The organism is Roseibium sp. M-1 (assembly GCF_054515675.1).
Window position 1 is genome coordinate 5094304 of record NZ_CM137257.1, and the last position, 19296, is coordinate 5113599.

The 19296-nt window shown below is 60.5% G+C and carries 9 protein-coding genes; 5 read left to right on the plus strand and 4 right to left on the minus strand.

From position 1 onward, the window contains the following. The first annotated feature begins 1 nt into the window (after position 1). The 4 genes from ACX3M4_RS23160 (at position 2) to ACX3M4_RS23175 (ending at position 4281) form a co-directional block, all read left to right on the plus strand. Positions 2–874 (plus strand): LysR family transcriptional regulator, encoded by an 873-nt coding sequence (locus ACX3M4_RS23160; protein ID WP_459355326.1) that lies wholly within the window; start codon positions 2–4, stop codon positions 872–874. A gap of 422 nt (positions 875–1296) precedes the next feature. Then, positions 1297–2289 carry an ABC transporter substrate-binding protein gene (locus ACX3M4_RS23165; RefSeq protein WP_459355327.1) on the plus strand — a complete coding sequence of 331 codons (993 nt, stop codon included), beginning with the start codon at positions 1297–1299 and terminating at the stop codon, positions 2287–2289. Between the two features lie 83 nt (positions 2290–2372). Then, positions 2373–3257: an ABC transporter permease gene (locus ACX3M4_RS23170; RefSeq protein ID WP_459355328.1), complete on the plus strand. Its 885-nt coding sequence runs from the start codon at positions 2373–2375 to the stop codon at positions 3255–3257. Next, positions 3250–4281, plus strand: a complete 1032-nt coding sequence (locus ACX3M4_RS23175; protein WP_459355329.1) for a quaternary amine ABC transporter ATP-binding protein — start codon at positions 3250–3252, stop codon at positions 4279–4281. Before ACX3M4_RS23170 ends, ACX3M4_RS23175 begins: the two co-directional genes overlap by 8 nt. 242 nt (positions 4282–4523) lie before the next feature. Here the strand turns inward: ACX3M4_RS23175 and ACX3M4_RS23180 are convergent, their stop codons facing one another. The 3 genes from ACX3M4_RS23180 to ACX3M4_RS23190 are packed head-to-tail and all read right to left on the minus strand — an operon-like array spanning position 4524 to position 9870. Further along, on the minus strand, positions 4524–5864 hold the full coding sequence (locus ACX3M4_RS23180; RefSeq protein WP_459355330.1) for an HlyD family type I secretion periplasmic adaptor subunit: 1341 nt from the start codon (positions 5862–5864) through the stop codon (positions 4524–4526). A 46-nt stretch (positions 5865–5910) separates the two neighbouring features. Continuing rightward, complete coding sequence (locus ACX3M4_RS23185) at positions 5911–8097, minus strand: peptidase domain-containing ABC transporter (protein ID WP_459355331.1); 2187 nt, start codon at positions 8095–8097, stop codon at positions 5911–5913. 9 nt (positions 8098–8106) lie between these two features. Further along, positions 8107–9870: a peptidase domain-containing ABC transporter gene (locus ACX3M4_RS23190; protein WP_459355332.1), complete on the minus strand. Its 1764-nt coding sequence runs from the start codon at positions 9868–9870 to the stop codon at positions 8107–8109. A gap of 178 nt (positions 9871–10048) precedes the next feature. Here ACX3M4_RS23190 and ACX3M4_RS23195 point away from each other — a divergent pair, with 178 nt between their 5' ends. After that, positions 10049–17593: a cadherin domain-containing protein gene (locus tag ACX3M4_RS23195; protein ID WP_459355333.1), complete on the plus strand. Its 7545-nt coding sequence runs from the start codon at positions 10049–10051 to the stop codon at positions 17591–17593. A gap of 76 nt (positions 17594–17669) precedes the next feature. On the opposite strand, the gene ACX3M4_RS23200 is transcribed toward ACX3M4_RS23195, so the two are convergent. Then, positions 17670–19151 (minus strand): TolC family outer membrane protein, encoded by a 1482-nt coding sequence (locus ACX3M4_RS23200; RefSeq protein ID WP_459355334.1) that lies wholly within the window; start codon positions 19149–19151, stop codon positions 17670–17672. Positions 19152–19296 lie beyond the last annotated feature (145 nt).

The window sequence follows — 19296 nt, forward strand, 5'->3', positions numbered from 1 at the left end:
TTTGGATACGCGCTTCCTGGAAAGCCTGCTGGCGGTGGCCGAAACCGGATCCATTGCCGCGGCGGCACGCCAGCAAGGCTTGACCGCGGCTGCCGTAAGCCAGCGCATCCGGGTCCTGGAGGCCGAATTCGGAGCACAGCTTCTCAGACGGACGGCCCATGCAGCGCAGCCGACGGACGCCTGCCTGCGCCTGCTGCCGGCAGCACGGCAGCTCGTCCGCGATGCCGGGAAGCTGGCAGGCCGGATCGAACCGGACGGCCTCGGCGGGCCTTTCCGGCTGGGGGCGGTATCGACCGCCCTCACGGATTTCGTACCGGCCGTTGTCCGCGCCTTCCGGGAGAAGGCACCGCGCGCGACACTGACCATCCGTCCTGGCACATCGTCCGGATTGTACGAAGAGCTGCTGGCCGGCACGGTCGATGCGGCGCTCACGGTCGAGCCGCCCTTCGAGCCGCCGAAAGAAATCGCCAGCCGGCCGCTCTCCGGACAGCCGGTCAGGCATGCCCTGCCGGCCGGAACCCGGATGGAGGCGCCGGAACTTCCCTGGATCGTCTACGACCGGCAGTCCTGGGGCGGCCGCCGGATCTGGGAGCGTTACGGCGCAATGATCTCGCAAGGCCATATCCTGTGCGAACTCGATGCGGTCGAGACCATCGCGATGATGGTCGGCGAGGGGCTTGGACAGGCCATCCTGCCTGTCTGGTCCGGCCTGGCGGATCAGCGCCCGGCACCCAATCTGCTGCCTCTCTCTCAAAACCTGGTCAGGCGAATGGTCTGTCTGCAGAAACAGCCGTCGGCACAACCTTCCCTTTCGGAATTGTTGCAGAAGGCATTGCAGCCACAGGTAGATTTCGACCTGTCAAAAGCCAGGTGAGAGAATCACTTTGCAGTAACAAAATTAGGCGGCGTGACGAATACAGGCACGAAAATGTCGTTTGCAGACGTGTTCACGAAATTTGACATATGAATGGTATGGGAATTGCGTCTATACTGTTGTGCTAGCAGCCGCTTAATGCAATGGTGTCGACCGTTGAGACTTGGATCGGAAGAAATACCGGTCAGGACGTCCTTGTTTTTACAAGGAACTCACTGGTCTCAAAGAGCAACAAAAGCGTAAATGCGTCGGATGAAGGCAGAATTAAAAATTTTTCATCTAAAAGCCTTCGCGGTTCGTTTACGTTCACCGCTCTTTCTACTTTTTCATTGGACGCGCAGGGAGGTGAATGCTTGTCTTCAAGTATTCGCGCGCCGCGCCCAATTCTGGCTAATGCAAACAGACTGCACAGGAGTACCCTCATGAAGAAGTTGTTTGTCTCGGTTGCCGCGACCGCTCTGATCGGCATGGCCTCGTCTGCCATGGCGGAAGAGTGCGGTACGGTCTCCGTCGCGGAAATGAACTGGGCGTCGGCCGGCGCGATTGCGCAGATCGACAAGATCATCCTGGAAAAAGGCTATGGCTGCACCGTGGAACTGGTGACCGGCGACACCATGCCGACCTTCACCTCCATGAACGAAAAGGGCGAGCCGGACATGGCGCCCGAGCTCTGGATCAACGCTGTGCGTGAACCGCTCGACAAGGCTGTTGCCGAAGGCTCGCTTATCATCGGCGGTGAAATCCTCAACGAAGGCGGCGTCGAAGGCTTCTGGGTCCCGACCTACCTCGCCGAAGAACACGACATCTACACGGTCAAGGATGCCCTGGCGCATCCGGAACTGTTCCCGGGTGCGGAAGACGATAGCAAGGGCGCGTTCTTTACCTGCCCGACAGGCTGGAACTGCCGCATCACCACTGGCAACCTCTACCGTGCCTTCGGTTTCGACAAGGGCGGCTTCGAACTGGTCGATCCGGGCTCCGCTGCCGGCCTCGACGGTGCGCTGGCAAAAGCCAACGAGACCAAGGAAGGCTGGCTCGGTTATTACTGGGCGCCGACCGCGATCCTCGGCAAATACGACATGACCCTGCTCGACTTCGAAACGCCGCATGACAAGGAAGAGTGGGACAATTGCACCGTGGTTGAGGACTGCCCGGACGCCAAGCCGAATTCCTGGGTAAAGTCTGAGGTCTTCACGGTCGTCACCGACGATTTCGCCGAGAAGGCTGGACCGGCCATGGATTACGTCAAGGGCCGCACCTGGGATAACCGGACCGCCGGCAAGGTTCTTGCCTGGATGACCGACAATCAGGCCAGCAATGAAGACGGCGCATACTACTTCCTGGAAAACTTTGAAGACGTCTGGTCCACCTGGGTGAGCCCGGAAGTCGCCGAAAAGGTCAAAGCCGGCCTCTAAGCGGCAAAAGAGACTAGCGGGGCCGCTCCAAAGGTGCGGCCCCGATCATATGGGGCAATAACAAAACCATCGGGATGACAAAGATGGACTGGACAGAATTTCCCTCGCTTCCCAGGAATACCTTGCGTGACATACGCCTCACGGTTGATGGGGGTTTCAGGGAATTCACACGCGCCTACTCCGATACGATCGACAGGATGTTCGATCCCCTGCAGGATTTCCTGATCTTTCTGGAGGACCTGTTGATCAATTCGCCCTGGCCGATCGTGATGGCGGTTATGATCGGTATCGTTTTCCTGCTGAGCCGCAGCATCAAGATTACGATAGGCTCGGTGCTTGCCCTCCTCCTGATCGGCGTGTTCGGGATGTGGGAAGACACCATGCGCACCATTGCCATGGTGACTGTCTGTACGCTTTTGGCGATCGTGCTCGGAATTCCGATCGGCATCCTCATGGCGCGCTCGGATCGTGTGCAGGGTTTTGTCAATCCGGTGCTGGATCTTATGCAGACGATGCCAAGCTTCGTCTATCTTATTCCGGTGGTTATGATCTTTGGCATCGGCAAGGTTCCCGGCCTGATCGCCGTGGTGATTTACGCCATCCCGCCGATGATCCGGCTGACCAATCTCGGCATTCGTCTGGTCGACACCGACGTTCTTGAAGCTGCCGATGCCTTCGGTTCGAACGCGCGCCAGAAACTGGTGAATGTCCAGCTGCCGCTGGCGCTACCCACAATCATGGCCGGCATCAACCAGTGCATCATGATGTCTCTCTCCATGGTCGTGGTGGCATCCATGATCGGTGTGCGGGGGCTGGGACAACCGGTGCTCAACGCCATCAACAACCAGTATCTGTTCATGGGTGTTCAAAACGGTCTGGCAATCGTCGCTATTGCCATCATCTTCGACCGGGCCACCCAGGCCTATGGCAAGCGCCTTCAGAAACATTCGGAGGTCGTCCATGGCTGAGGCAACGGGAATTGAGATCAAGAATCTCTACAAGATCTTCGGCCCGGACGGCAAAGCCATGGTCCAGAAGATCAAGGACGGCATGTCCAAGGCCGAGCTGAACGAGAATTTCAACCATGTGCTCGGGCTCAACAACATCAACATCTCCATGCCAGGCGGCAAGATCCAGGTGGTGATGGGGCTGTCCGGTTCGGGCAAGTCGACGCTGATCCGGCACATCAACCGCCTGATCGATCCGACGGACGGCGAAGTGCTTTATGGCAACGACGACGTCTGCAAGATGTCCCAGAACGAGCTGCGCGAGTTCCGCCGCCACAAGACGGCGATGGTGTTCCAGAAGTTCGCGCTGCTTCCGCATCGGACGGTGATGAAGAACACCGTCTACGGCCTGGAGATACAGGGCGTGCCGATGAAGGAAGCGGAAGAACGGGCTGCCCGCTGGATTGCCCGTGTCGGTCTGGAGGGTTTCGAGAACCACTATCCGAACCAGCTCTCGGGCGGCATGCAGCAGCGTGTGGGACTTGCCCGCGCTCTCACCAACGACGCCGACATCCTGCTGATGGACGAGGCCTTCTCGGCGCTTGATCCCCTGATCCGCATGGACATGCAGACCGTGCTCCTCGACCTGCAGGAAGAGCTGCACAAGACCATCGTCTTCATTACACATGATCTCGATGAAGCCCTGCGCCTCGGCGACAAGATCGCCATCCTGCGTGACGGTGCGGTGATCCAGCAGGGGTCCGGGCAGGACATCGTGCTGAAACCGGCGGATGCCTATATCGCCGACTTCGTCAAGGAAGTGAACCGAGGCCGGGTGATCCTGGTCGACACCGTCATGGACAAGAGCCGGACCCTGGAAGGCGGCCTGACCATTTCCAGCGGCATCATGCTGGAGGAAGCGGCCAGGACCTTCGCCGACAGCGGACAGGGCGAAGCCAACGTCGTCAATGGCGACGGCCGGCCGATCGGTGTTCTCAACGTGCATGACACGATCTACGCGATGGTGACACCTGCAAGCCACTGAGGTGTTGACGGCAAGAAATACGAAAGTCCCGGAGCATGCTCCGGGGCTTTTCTTTTTGATGCCTCATCCTGAGGAGGGCCTTCAGGCCCGTCTCGAAGGATCGGCAGCTTGTTCCTTCATACGGGGCCGATCCTTCGAGACAGCGCATACCCGCTTCCTCAGGATGAGGATGAGTTTGCGGCGAGCAAAGTGAAAGCCCCGGAGCATGCTCCGGGGCGTTTGCTGCTCGGAGAGGCGTGGTTTCAGCGCTCGGTGAAGATCGTGCTGGCGGCGCGGGTCACCGGGTGGAGGAGATAGACGAGGATCGATTTCGATCCGGTCACGACCTGGGCATTGACCTGCATGCCCGGCCGGATCGGCCGCTCGTTCGACCCCTTCCCGATCGACTGGCCGGGGAAGGCAAGGGTTGCCTTGAAGTAGTACTCGCCGAACTCGTCCTGGAAGCTGGAGGCGGAGATCGTTTCCACTTCTGCCGACAGGGTGCCGTAGATATTCGGGTCGTAGCTGGTGACGGTGATATCGGCCTTGTCGCCGACATTGATGTGGCCGACATCCTTGGGATTGACCTTCACGTCGGCGACGAGATTTTCGGATAGCGGCACGATCTCTGCAATCAGGTCGCCCGGATTGACCACGGAGCCGCGGCCGGTCGGGCCGAGAGATTTGACATAGCCTTCCACCGGGGCCTTGACGAAGAGCCGGTCCTGGCGGTCCTTCAGCTTGGCAATTTCCTGGCTCAGTTCTGCCCGTTCCTGTGCGATCTTGGCGCGCTCGTCAGCGACAGCCCTGTTCACTTCGGCGCCGGCCTGGTTGAGGCTCGCGTTGGCTTCGGTCAGCGTTTCCCGGGCCTGGGCCAGGCTGCCGAAAAGCTGTTCCAGCGTAACCTGAGAGCGCTGGTATTCGCCCTTGGCTTCCAGGTAGCGGCGGCGGGAGGTGTAGCCGTCCTTCAGGAGGCCTTCCTGGATCTGGAACTTTTCCTTTTCCAGCGCGACCTGGGATTTCTGCAATTCGATCTGGGCTTCGAGGCTGGCCACTTCCGCGCGTCTCTGGGCAACGCGGGCGGTGTAAGCCTCCTGTTCGTCGGCAACCGCCTTGCGGTTTGCCGTCAGGGCAGCGCGCTGCTGCGTGCTGAGGCCGTCGACAGCCGGATCGAGCCGAAGACCGACCGTGTTCGCATCGCTGTATTCCTGAGCAAGCAGCCGCTGCTCTTCAAGCTCGAGATATTGAAGCCGGCTCTGGATGCGGGCAAGCTCCGTAGTCGTATCCTGCTTTTCCAGGCGGGCAAGGGCGTCTCCGGCCTGCACGAGCTGGCCTTCTTCCACCAGCATTTCCGCGACGATACCGCCTTCCAGATGTTCCACCTTCAGAATGTGGCCTGCCGGCGTGATTTCGCCGATCGTGTTGGCAACCTCGCGTATCTGCCCGATCGCCGCCCAGACAAGAAGAAGCACTGTTGCAATCGTCAGGCCCGTCAGAAGGCGGGAATAAAAGGCCGGCGGGACGCCGTCTTCCAGTTCCAGCGGAAGACCGACGCGGCCGTAGACCGCCTTGCGGAGTGTGTCGGGATCGTCTTTTGTTGCCATTGGAATGGTCCTCGGCGGTTGTCGGTCGCGGCCCGGAGGCGGGCCGTTATTTCGTTTGCTGTTTCAGGACGTCTTCGAGAATTTCCCTGGGCGCACCGGCCATCGACACCATGCCGTTCTGCATGTAGACGAGGTTGTCGGCCATGCGCATGTGGCTCGGACGGTAGGTCGTCAGGATCACGGTCGACTTGCCACGCACCTGCTCGATCTTTTTCATCAGCAGCTTGTCGCCTTCGAAATCGAGGTTGCCGGCCGGGTTGTCGAGCACGTAGATCGGCGCGGGACGCACGAAGGCCCGGGCCAGTAGCAGCCGCTGCTTGACGTTGTCCGGCAGCAAGGCGATCAACTGACCGGTCAGGCGGGTTTCAACCCCCTGCGGGAGCAGTTCGCCATAGGCATTGAGGCCGAACTCCTCGAAAGCCTTGCGCACCTGGTCATTGTCCGCCTGCGGGTTGGCCATCCGGAAATTCTGGGCGATCGTACCGTAGAAGAAATCGTAGTGTTCCGGTGCATAGCCGATGGCATTGCGCCATTCGCCGGGGTCAAGCTGGCGGATATCGAGATCGTCCACCAGTACGGCGCCCATCTGCGGCCGGTAGAGGCCGAGCACGGCGCGCACCAGCGAAGTCTTGCCGCAGCCGCTCGGGCCTGTAATGGCGGTTACCGATCCCTGTTCCATCTGCAGGGAGAAGTTGCGCAGGGCCGGTTCCTGGCGGGCCGGGTAGCGCAGCACCACGTTGGAGAAGCGGATCGTGCCCTGGAACTGGCGATGGATGCTGGGCAGCTTCCCCGGCTGGCGTTCCAGCTCGATCTTCAGAAGACTGTTGATGCGTTCGATGGTTTGCTGTGCCTGGCCGAGCTGTGAGACGCTGAGGAAAGCCTGGTGCATCGGGCTGAGAGCCCGCCAGGAGAGGGCCATCACCGCGATCAGGGCACCCTGGGTGAGGCTCTGGTTCATGACCAGAATGGCGCCGAAACCCAGAACACCGATACCGCACAGGGTCATCAGCATCTGCGAGACCACCTGCATGACCTGCGACAGCTGTTTTGTCTTCAGGTTCTTGAGGGCAAAGTCGGCGGAGATGGCACGGTACTTTTCCACCCAGATGTCGTCCGCCGAAAGTTCGCGGATGGCCTTGCGCTTGGAGAGCATCTCGACAGTGATGTTCTGCATGCGCGATTTGGCGTCGCCTGCCTGGCCGATCGCCTGTTTCATGCGCGGAACGATGATGAGGGCGGCCAGCACATAAAGAACCAGCAGGCCCAGGGGAAGCAGGGCAAGCGGTCCGCCAATGAGGCTGAGCACGGCAACGAAGATGATGGAGAAGGGCAGGTCGATCAGGGCGTTGGCAAGGTTGCCGTGGAAGACCTCGCGCACGCCGTCAAATTGCTTCAGCCGGGTGATCTGCGCGCCGATCGGCGCAGACGAGATCAGCGGCAACGGCAGGTGAAGGAAGTGGCGGAAGGTGGTGTTGGCCACCACTGCATCGAGGCGTGCGCCGAGGTAGGCCTGCAGGTTCGACTTGGTGCCCTTCACCATCCAGTCCATGGCCAGGACAACGCCCATGCCGATCAGCAGCGTGATCAGCACGGTCACTGATTTTGCGCCAATGGCCTTGTCATAGACATTCATGACGAAGAGCGGCAGGCCGAGGGCGAGCAGGTTCGACAGCAGGCCAACGGCCATGATGGACAGGACCGTGCCACGGAACTGGTGGAGCAGGCGCGAGGACCAGTGCTGGAAACCCGCGCTGGCGCTTTCCTCGTCCGGCTCGACCAGAAAGAGTTCGGCGTCCTTCAACTCGCTGTAGGCAACGGCGACGGTGCGCCGGGCTTCACCGCTATAGGCCTGGAAACGGCCGTCGCTGGTCCGGCCGAGGCCGACGAGCAGGTTGTTGCCGGTCTTGACGAGGCACGGAAACTGCTCCGCGGTCAGCTGCTTCAGCGCCCGGGTGGACGGGGTGACGCGGAAGTTCAGGCGCGTGAGCACCGCGCGCAGTTCGAAGATACCCTTGATGCCTTCAAGATGGGGCAGGGCTTCGAAGAGGTGGCGCTCCATGCCGTCCCAGTCGAGCGCTTCAAGCAATGGCAGCAGGCAGGCTTCCGCGGACGAGGCCCGGTCGCTTGTGCTGCCGGAATGCTGCTGCACGCGGGATTCGAGGTTCATCCGGCTTGCGGCCGGATTGAGGTTCTGGAGCATGGAGTCGGCATTTTCAAAAGCGGCCAGGGACATGTTTCGCTCCTAAGCTTGCTTTTTGGTGCCGGCGGTATCGCGGCGGCGGAATTTGTAACGCGGGGCTTCCGGCTTCTCCGGTGTGGGCACCAGACGGCCGTTTTCCAGAAGGAACTGCTTGTCGGCGATGGCCCGGAAGGAGGGGCGGTGGCTGACGATGAGCGTGGTGAGCTGGCCCTTCAGCCGTTTGAGCGCTTCGACGAGCTGGGCCTCGCTGCGATGATCAAGCGCGCCGTTGGCATCGTTCAGGATCAGGATTTTCGGCTCGCCGGCCAGGGCCCGTGCGATCGCGATGCGCTGGACCATGGAATCCGTCAGGTTCTCTTCAATGGCATTGCCGAGCACCGTGTCATAGCCGAGGGGCAGCAGGTGGATGTCCCTTTCCAGACCGATCAGGTCGGCCGCCATGCGCGCCTTCTGCGGGTTCGCGCGCGAGCCGAACAGGGTGAGGTTCTGCAGGATCGTACCTGCGAACATCTGCGCGTCGTTGCCGACATAGGCGATGTCACGGCATAGATAGCGGTGATCGCGCCCGTAAAGATCCTGGCCGTCGATGAGCACCTGGCCCGACGTCGGTTCGACGTCGCCGGAGACCAGCCGTGCCAGTGTCGTGCGGCCACTGCCGTCGCTGCCTTCAAAGGCGACCGTCTCGCCGGCATTGATCGTCAGCGTCAGGTGATGCAACGCGACGATGGCGTCTCCACGCGACTGATAGCTTGCATTCTGCAGCTTGATGTTGCCGATCACCGAGAGACCCGGATTGCCGGTGCGCTCTTCGCGCGGCATTTCGAACAGAGAGCGCGCCTCACGGAAATCGTGCTTGACGCGCTGCATGTCGGTCCAGTGATTGATGCCCCGCAACAAAGGCTGCACGACCTGGCCGGCAAGCAAGGTACAGGCGGCAACGGCGCCAACGCTGATGAAACCGCCCATGACCAGCAGGGCACCGCTGGACACGACGCAGACTGTTGTCAGGACGGTGAAGAAGCCGGAGGATGCCCGGGCCTGGTTGTTGAGGTCGATATAGTCGTAACCGAGGCGGGAGTTCTGAGTCTGCAAGCGCTCGAAACGTCTCAGGATCACAGGCTCGAAGGCCATGGCCTTTATCGTGTTGAGACCTGACAAGACCTCGAAGATGAAGTCGTATTTGCGCTGGTCCTGTTCCGCCCGCCGCTCGATCAGCTGATCGATGCGGGTATTCAGCCTGGCCGTCCTGAGTGCAAAGAGCGCCAGCAGTGCAAGGGGAACGAAGCCGATCGGGCCGCCGATCAGGAAAAGAACCGCCAGGAAGATGAGGCTGGCGGGCAGGTCAATTGCCAGGAGGCGTGCCTGACCGCCGTAATTGTCACCCATCGCCTGGAGAGACTTCAGCGAATCCAGGTGCTTCGTCACCGTTGCTTCGGAACTGAGGTCCGCACGGGAATGGAGGAGGCGGCGTGTGGCCTCCACGTTGGCCTGATGGGTAAACGAGGCAGCAAGCCAGCCGGTGATGTAGGACCGGGCCGTTTTGAGCACGGCGTCGATGAGGAGGACTGCGCCAAGGCCCAGGATGAGGATGACAAGCGTGTCGGTCGCCTTGTTCGGCAGGATCCTGTCATAGACCTGCAAGATGGTTAGCGGCATCGCCAGGCCGAGGACGTTGATGAGGATGGAAGCGGTGACGACAGAACGCGGCAATTTGGGTGTCGAGACCTTGTCACCCGTCTCTGAAGAGAAGAACTCCAGTTGCGGAAGCTTTACATTGGAAAAAGTATCAGTGATAAAAGATGCCATGATTAGCGCCTCCAGTTACTTATTAAAGGCGCGGAATTGTTTCAAAACCGTTTACCAAAAATACCAGAAATTCTAAATTTACCTCAAGGTGTACGTGTATTTCGATGATTGGAGTTGGTTTTTATTAAGACAAGCCTGCGCGTGATGACGTTACGTTCTAATGGAGCACGTGCAAGTCATGGCCGATACCGACACTTCAGCAAACGCAGGTAAATCGGGTGCATCTTCCTCTGGGGAAGCTGTCGCAAAGACTGCTGACGGACCCAATCCAGTTTCTCCGCGTGTTGAGGCGCAAGCCGGTGATCCCTATCGTCCGTCCGGTCACAACGACTATTCGCTGTCGATCGAGCCGGAGGACACGGGCGAAGCGACCATCGCAAACCTCTTCCAGGCCGTGCCGCTGGAACATGAAGGCTCCGGCTCTTCCCTGGAAGATGGCGAGGGGCTCGGCGGTGATGGCTTCAAGGACGCCGGCGCGAACGGCAAAGGCCTTGGCCGCGGTCAGGGCAACGGATTGGGCGACGGCTTGCTGCCGGATGGCGCGACGGATGTGGTCGAGACCGCCGACGGCGGACCGAACGACGATGGCGGACTTGGCGACGGCGAAGTTCCGCAGGCGCGCGGACTGGACCCCACCCTGTCCCAGTTCGATCTCGGCGGTGACGGTATCCAGGCAGCCGGTTCCCAGGTTGGCGACGGCACCGGTGGCGGTGCCGGACAGGACGATGACGGTAGTGGTGGTGGTGGCAACGAAGACCTTGGTCCCGTTGTCGATATCGACCCAGCCGACAATTTCGTTCAGGAAAATGCGGCAGGTGGGACTGTGGTCGGTGTGGTCGCCTTTGCGAATGATCCCGACGCAGGTGACACGGTCACCTATTCCATTACCGACGACCGTTTCTTGATCGACCCGGACAGCGGCGTCATAACTGTCGCGGACGGTGCGGTCATCGACCGCGAAACGACAGACCGGATTGATATCGTCGTCACCGCAACCTCGACGGACGGATCGGTGTCAACGGGTGTCTTCACGATCACCATCGGTGACGAGAACGAATTCTCCATCGGTCCGGTAACGGACGTGGATGCCGCCGACAACTTCGTCATGGAAAACTCCGCCGGCGGGACCGTCGTTGGTGTGACGGCCTTTGCCGAAGATCCCGATGCGACGGATACGGTCACTTACTCGATCAGCGACAGTCGCTTTGTGATCGACCCGGATACGGGCGTGATCAGCGTTGCGAACGGGGCAGTCATCGACCGCGAGGCGACGCCTTTCATCGACATCGAGGTGACGGCAACATCGACGGACGGTTCGACCTCCACCGGTACTTTCAGGGTGACCGTTGGCGACGAGAACGAATTCGACATCGGCCCTGTGACCGATGTGGATGCCACCGACAACTTCGTCATGGAGAACTCGGCCGGCGGGACAGTCGTTGGTGTGACGGCCTTTGCCGAAGATCCCGATGCGACGGATACGGTGACCTACTCGATCACCGACAGCCGCTTTGTGATCGACCCGGATACGGGTGTGATCAGCGTTGCGAACGGCGCGGTGATCGACCGCGAGGCGACGCCTTTCATCGACATTGAGGTGACGGCAACCTCGACGGACGGTTCGACCTCCACCGGCACCTTCCGCATCACCATCGGTGACGAGAACGAATTCTCCATCGGTCCGGTAACGGACGTGGATGCCACCGACAACTTCGTCATGGAGAACTCGGCCGGCGGGACCGTCGTTGGTGTGACGGCCTTTGCCGAAGATCCCGATGCGACGGATACGGTCACTTACTCGATCAGCGACAGTCGCTTTGTGATCGACCCGGATACGGGCGTGATCAGCGTTGCGAACGGGGCAGTCATCGACCGCGAGGCGACGCCTTTCATCGACATTGAGGTGACCGCAACCTCGACGGACGGTTCGACCTCGACTGGCACGTTCCGCATCACCATCGGTGACGAGAACGAGTTCTCCATCGGTCCTGTGACCGATGTAGATGCCACCGACAACTTCGTCATGGAGAACTCCGCAGGCGGGACCGTCGTTGGTGTGACGGCCTTTGCCGAAGATCCCGATGCGACGGATACGGTGACCTACTCGATCACCGACAGCCGTTTCGTGATCGACCCGGATACGGGCGAGATCAGCGTTGCGAACGGGGCGGTGATCGACCGCGAGGCAACGCCTTTCATCGACATCGAGGTGACGGCGACATCGACGGACGGTTCGACCTCGACCGGCACATTCCGCATCACCATCGGTGACGAGAACGAGTTCTCCATCGGTCCTGTGACCGATGTAGATGCCACCGACAACTTCGTCATGGAGAACTCCGCAGGCGGGACCGTCGTTGGTGTAACGGCCTTTGCCGAAGATCCCGATGCGACGGATACGGTCACTTACGCGATCACCGACAGCCGTTTCGTGATCGACCCGGATACGGGCGAGATCAGCGTTGCGAATGGTGCGGTGATCGACCGCGAGGCAACGCCTTTCATCGACATCGAGGTCACGGCAACCTCGACGGATGGCTCCACTTCCACCGGTACTTTCAGGGTGACCGTTGGCGACGAGGACGAATTCGACGTTGGTCCGGTAACCGACATCGACACGACGCTGAACACGGTCGCCGAGAACGGCGCGGGCGGCGAATATGTCGGCATCACCGCCTTTGCCGAAGATCCGGATGCGACGGATACCGTGACTTACTCGATCACGGATAATCGCTTTGAAATCGATCCGGATACGGGCGTCATCACTGTCAGGGACGGCGTCAGCTTCGATCACGAAACCATGCCGACGGTCGATATCGAGGTAACGGCAACCTCCACGGATGGGTCCACATCAACAGGCACCTTCACGGTTACCATCACTGACGTCAACGAAGCTCCGGATCTCGACTTCGATCCTACCCTGGGACCTGGGACGGCCGTCACCATGACGTTTGTTGAAGAGACCGCCGGCTATAGCAATGTGCTGGGTGTCTTCTACGTGGATGGTTCCGGACATCCGGTTGGTGGCGAGATCGTCTGGGTCGACCAGAACCTGCTCTCTGCGGGCGACACAGCCACGGTCTACCTGGAAGGCGTTGAAGCCGATGAGATCGGCTATTTCCTTATCCCCGACGGAGCCGGACTCAACACCGGCCTCAAGAGCGGAGACCAGGTGACGTTCCAGCAGGACATCAACGGCAACTGGCAGGCAGTCGGTCCAAACGGAACGCCGTTGACGGGCCAGGGAGCCAACGTGTTCTTCTCCGGCGACGGTTCGCTCAACCCGGATGGCTTCGACTACACCGCAGAAAGCGGCATTCGGATCGGCTTCGAGGACCTCGTCGGGGGTGGCGACAAAGATTACGACGATCCTGTCTTCGATCAGACCACGTTCGAGACCCACGCCACGGCCTCCGTCTACGAAGAAGAACACGGTGCCGAGGTCGGTGCGCTTTCGGTCTTCGATCCGGATGTGGGCGACACGCATACCTTCAGCGTTTCCGACGACCGTTTTGAGGTGGTCGTCCAGAACGGCGAATATGTGCTGAAGCTCAAGGACGATCAGGCACTCGACTACGAGACGGAAACCCGGGTGACGGTGGATGTCACGGTCACCGACAGCGGTGGCCTCTCCGATACCGAGACCATTGTCATCGACGTGATCGACATCGACGAAAACACGGCTCCGGTCGGTCCCGTCAGCGACACGGATGTCAGCTCGAATTTCGTTCAGGAAAACTCGGCGGGTGGCACGGTGGTTGGCGTCACCGCCTTTGCCAACGATCCAGATGCCTTTGACAGCGTGACCTATTCGATCACCGACAGCCGCTTCGTCATCGACCCGGATACGGGCGTGATCAGCGTTGCAGATGGTGCGGTCATCGACCGCGAAACGACGGAGCATATCGACGTCGAGGTGACCGCAACCTCGACGGACGGGTCCACGTCGACCGGCACCTTCCGTATCACTATCGGCGACGACGACGAGTTCGATATCGGTCCGGTGACGGATGTCGATGCGGCATCGAACACGATTTCGGAATTCGCAGCGGGCGGCGACGTGGTTCATATCACCGCGTTCGCCGACGATCCGGACGCGACCGATACGGTGACGTATCAGATTTCAGGCGACGGCCGTTTCGAGATCGATCCCGACACCGGGGTGATCACCGTTGCGGACGGGGCGCGCTTCGATGCGGAAACCGAACCCGCCATCGACGTCACCGTGACGGCGACCTCGACGGACGGGTCCAGTTCGACCGGAACATTCACGATCAACATAACCGACGGCAACGAGCCGCCCGACCTGGTCGTGCATCTGGAAAACGGATCCATGCAGTTCATCGTCAACGGCAGCTTCGAGGTCTATGACGGACCCCATGGCGGCGGTGCGGGCACGGGCTGGTACGAGAATCCGAACTCCATCGAAGGCTGGACATACAACAACGTGGATGTCCATGAGGCGGGTCACAACAATTACGGCGCGACCGACGGCACGCACCACATGGACCTGGCCGCTCGGACAAATGGCTGGGCTGCGCAGCAGATCGAGGGACAGCTCGACGGACAAGTCTATCACCTGTCCTTCGACATGAAGTCGCGCGGCGGTGTCGGCCAGAGCGTGGCTGAAGTCTACTGGAACGGCGAATTGATCGACACGATCGACCCGGCAACCACCGGCTCCGGCTGGCAGACCTATGCCTATGACATCGTCGGCGGGTCTGGTGACGGATCCAACACTCTGACTTTCGTGGAAATCGGTTCCGACGACTACGGCGGTGCGCTGATCGACAGCGTCTCGCTGGTCTCCGACAACCGGACCGCGGTGGTGGAGGAATATTTTGGCGCCGAAATCGCGCCGTTGTCGGTGATCGACCCGGATGTGGGCGACACGCATACCTTCACCCTGTCCGACGACCGGTTCGAGGTGGTGGTCTCGGGCAACATGTACATGCTCAAGCTGAAGGACGACCAGGCCTTCGACTATGAGACGGAAACCCAGGTCACCGTTGCCGTGACGGCAACCGACACCGGCGGTCTGTCCGACACCGAGGTCGTCGTCATCGACGTCATCGATATCGACGAGACAAACACGCCGATCGGCCCGCTTTCGGATGCGGATACCGGTGCGAACAGCGTCATGGAAAACGCCACTGGTGGCACCTATGTCGGCCTGACCGCCTTTGCGGACGATCCGGATGCGCGCGACATCGTCACCTACTCGATCACCGACAGCCGCTTCGACATCGACGCCGATACCGGCGTCGTGACGGTGGCGAATGGTGCTGTGATCGACCGGGAGGCGATCGACCATGTCGATCTGGAAGTGACCGCGACCTCGAGCGACGGGTCTTCGGTGGCGAAGACCTTCCGCATCGATATCGGCGATGAGGACGAATTCGATATCGGTCCGGTGACAGACGTCGACACGGCCCGGAACACGATTCCGGAAGATGCGGGCGGCGGCACAGTTGTCGGCATCACGGCTTTTGCCGACGATCCGGATGCAACTGATACGGTCAGCTACCAGCTCACCGGTGACAGCCGCTTCGAGATCGATCCGGATACCGGCGTGATCACGGTTGCGGATGGTGCGGTCTTTGACAGCGATGCCGAGCCCGCCATCGATGTCATTGTAACTGCGACGTCGACGGATGGCTCGAAATCGACCGAAACCTTCACCATCAACGTGTCCGACACCAATCATCCACCGGATCTCGATTTTGATCCGGCTCTGGGTGCGGGTACGGCAGTTACGATGACGTTCGTCGAAGAAACGGCGGGCTACAGCAACGTGCTGGGCGTCTTCTACGTGGATGGAGCCGGAAATCCGGTTGGCGGTGAAATCGTCTGGGTCAATCAGAACCTGCTTTCCGCGGGCGACACAGCGACGGTCTACCTGGAAGGCGTCGAAGCCGGTGAGATCGGTTATTTCCTGATCCCGGACGGAGCCGACACCAACAAGGGTCTCAAGAGTGGAGACCAGGTGACGTTCCAGCTTGATGGCAAGGGCAACTGGCAGGCAGTCGGTCCTAACGGAACGCCGTTGACCGGCCAGGGAGCCAATGTCTTCTTCTCCGGGGACGGGTCGCTCAATCCGAAAGGCTACGACTACACCAAGGAAAGCGGTATCCGGATTGGCTTTGAGGACCTTGTCGGGGGCGGTGACAAGGATTTCGACGATCCTGTCTTCGACCAGACCATGTTCGAAACCCATGCAACGGCTGCGGTCTACGAGGAAGAGTTCGGCGCCGAGGTCGGAACCTTGTCGGTGTTCGATCCCGATATCGGCGATACGCACACATTCACTGTTTCCGACGACCGCTTCGAGGTCGTTCTCGACAACGGCGAATACGTGCTGAAGCTCAAGGACGACCAGGCGCTCGACTACGAGACGGAGACCCAGGTCACCGTGGAGGTGACGGCAACGGACAGCGGCGGTCTTTCGGATACCGAGACGATCGTCATCGATGTCATCGACATCGACGACGGAACCGGCGACCCCAACATGCCGATCGGTCCGGTCCGCGATACCGATACCGCGCAGAACCTGGTTGCAGCGACCGCGGCCGCCGGCATGGTGGTGGGCCTCACCGCCTTTGCCCAGGACGCCGATGCGGGCGACACGGTCACCTATGCGATCGATGACAGCCGTTTCGACATCGATGCGGACACCGGCGTGGTGACGGTCGCAGATGGCGCGGTGTTGGTCGCAGGCCAAAACCTCAACGTGAAGGTCACCGCAACATCGAGCGACGGCACCCAGTCGAGCGCTGTCTTCCCGATCGAGGTCACTTCCGGTGGATCGGACAATTCACCGCCCGATCTGATTGTCGGAAGCGCAATCTATCTGCCTGGCGGTGCCGGTGGACATTATGACGACCATCACGATGATCATCACGGTCATCACCATGATGGCCGGAAAGGCCGGCATGACCATGATGACGATAGCGATAAACCGCATGGGCACACCGATCCTGCCGGCTTCTTCGTGCCGGAGAACGAGGCAGGTGTGGAACTGGTGCAGTTGTCAGTGGTCGACCCGGATGTGGGCGATACCCATACCTTCACAGTCTCCGACGAACGGTTTGAAGTTGTCTCCGACGGCGACAACTACCTCCTGAAGCTGAAGGACGATGCGGCGGTCGACTACGAGAGCGAGCGTTCCATCACGATCGATGTCACCGCCACGGACAGCGGTGGCCTGTCGGACACGGAAAGCATCACGCTGGACGTGGTTGACGGCAGCGACAAGGCTGTCTGCGAAACAGGCACGCGCTACAGCGATACCATGGTGGGTGGCGGCATGAACGATACGCTCTATGGACGCGGCGGCGACGACATCCTGCTTGGTCAGGGCGGCAACGACCGCATCTATGGCGGCTCGGGCGATGATCTGATCCGCGGCGGGACCGGCAACGACTATCTCGCCGGCGGCGACGGTTCGGACCTCTTTGCCTATATGCTCGGCGACGGGCACGATACGGTCCATGGCGGAGCTGGCGGTAGCTGGATAGACGTTGTCGACCTCAGCGGTGCTGCCGACGGGACGCCGCTTGGCGCTTATGGTGCGGACTGGTCGGTGACCATGACCAGTGGCACCATCGACAATGTGGACGCCATCAGCGGAGAGATCACCCTGTCGCAGGATTCTGCCGGCTATATCGAACTGGCCGACGGCGGCCGGATCGACTTCGCCGATCTGGAGGGAATCCAGTACTGAGCCGGGGCAATCACCCGTTGCAGCAGGACAGAAAAGGCGGGTCTCGAGGGACCCGCCTTTTTCATGCGCTGCTGGATTATTTGATCGGTGGCAAAGGCTCGGTCTCGATCACAACCGGAACCGGTTCGTTGACCGCGACCGCGATCACACCTGACTGGAAGATGTCGTTTTCCGTCGGTCCGAGGCGGAGGTCCCAGGTGTTGAATTCCGGCATGATGCGGGGGATCGGTGCCGGACGTTCCTCGATAATGCCGAAATGCTGCGGGGCCAGCCGGCCGATATTCGCAAGAAGGAAGAAATCGGCGATGCGGCTGTCGTAGCGTGCCCTGACATTGTCGACCCTGGTGAGCAGCAATTCGCGTTCACCGTCCAGCACATCGAGCAGGGTGCGCTGGCCGCTGTCGAATTCCACTTGCAGGCCTTTGACTGCGCGTTCGTTCGCTTCGATGGCGCGCTGCGTCGCCTTTGCTTTCAGGCGCGAGGCAGCGCGCTGTTTGATGGCGCGGGTGACGTTCTCGCGGATGATCTGCTGGGTGTCGTCGAGTTCGTATTCCTGTTCGGCGGCGGTGTATTTGGCGCGCTTGACTGCCGCAATGTTGCGGCCGCCGGTAAAGAGCGGCGCGGTCACGCGGACGCCGAAGCGGAAGTCCTCGTCGTCCAGGTTGCCGAGGTTGCCGCGATAACCGTTCTGCCATTCGCTTTCCAGCGAGACGCGGGGCAGCATGTCGCCGACCGCGGCACGGGCCGCATAGCGGGCGGCACGTGCATCCGAGGTTGCTGCGCGAATGGCGGGATTGTTCTGGAAAGCGACGGTCAGGGCGTCATCGAGACCGTTGGGTTCTATCGCCTTGGGGATGCCCGGCCAGCCGAGCTTGCCCGGCTTTTGCCCTGTCAGGCGCTCATAGACTGCTTCGGACGCTTCTAGGTCCCCGACAGCCTGGTCCGAATTGCCCTGGGCCTCGGCGAGGCGGGCAAGGGCCTGCTCGATATCGGTCCTTGTTGCGTCGCCGGACTTGTAGCGCGCCCGGGCGGCGTTGACTTCCTGCTGAACCACATTCGTGTAGGAGCGCAGGTGCGCGAGGATGGCCCGGTCGCGGACCACCTGCAGATAGGCATCGGCGGTGTTGAAGAGGAGCGTCTGTTCAGCGCCGATCAGTTGGTTGCGTCCGGAATTCGCTTCTTCATGGGCCTGGTTGAGGCGGTTGACCCCGGCAAGGCCCTGAAACACGGTCTGGGACATGGAAACGCCGAGTTCGTGAAAAAACGCCCGGTCGCTCGTCCCGCTGCGCGTGTTGAAGGCATTCTGTTCACCGAGATAGCTGCCGGTGACGGTGGGCAGGAATTCCGATCGTGCCGTCCAGACGCCCTGGTTGGTGGCCTCATAGCGAGAGCGCTCCGCCTTCAGGCCCGGATTGACGGCATAGGCGGATGCCATGGCCTCTTCCAGGGACTGGGCGGAAACGGGAGTACCGGCAATGGACAAGCTGATCAGGGAGGCGCCTGCCAGAAGGCTGGAGAGGCATGCCTTGAACTCGTGCATCAGTCTGGTTGGGGCCAAGAATGTTGTCATTGCAGCACCGTCATTGTTGTCTGCATTCAAGGTAGGATTTTATAGTTAATCAAACGTAAGTTAAGGGAAGGGTTTATGGTTAATGTTTTACTTTTGTTACCAAGAGTAACATTTGGTAACTCTTTAGGGAAAA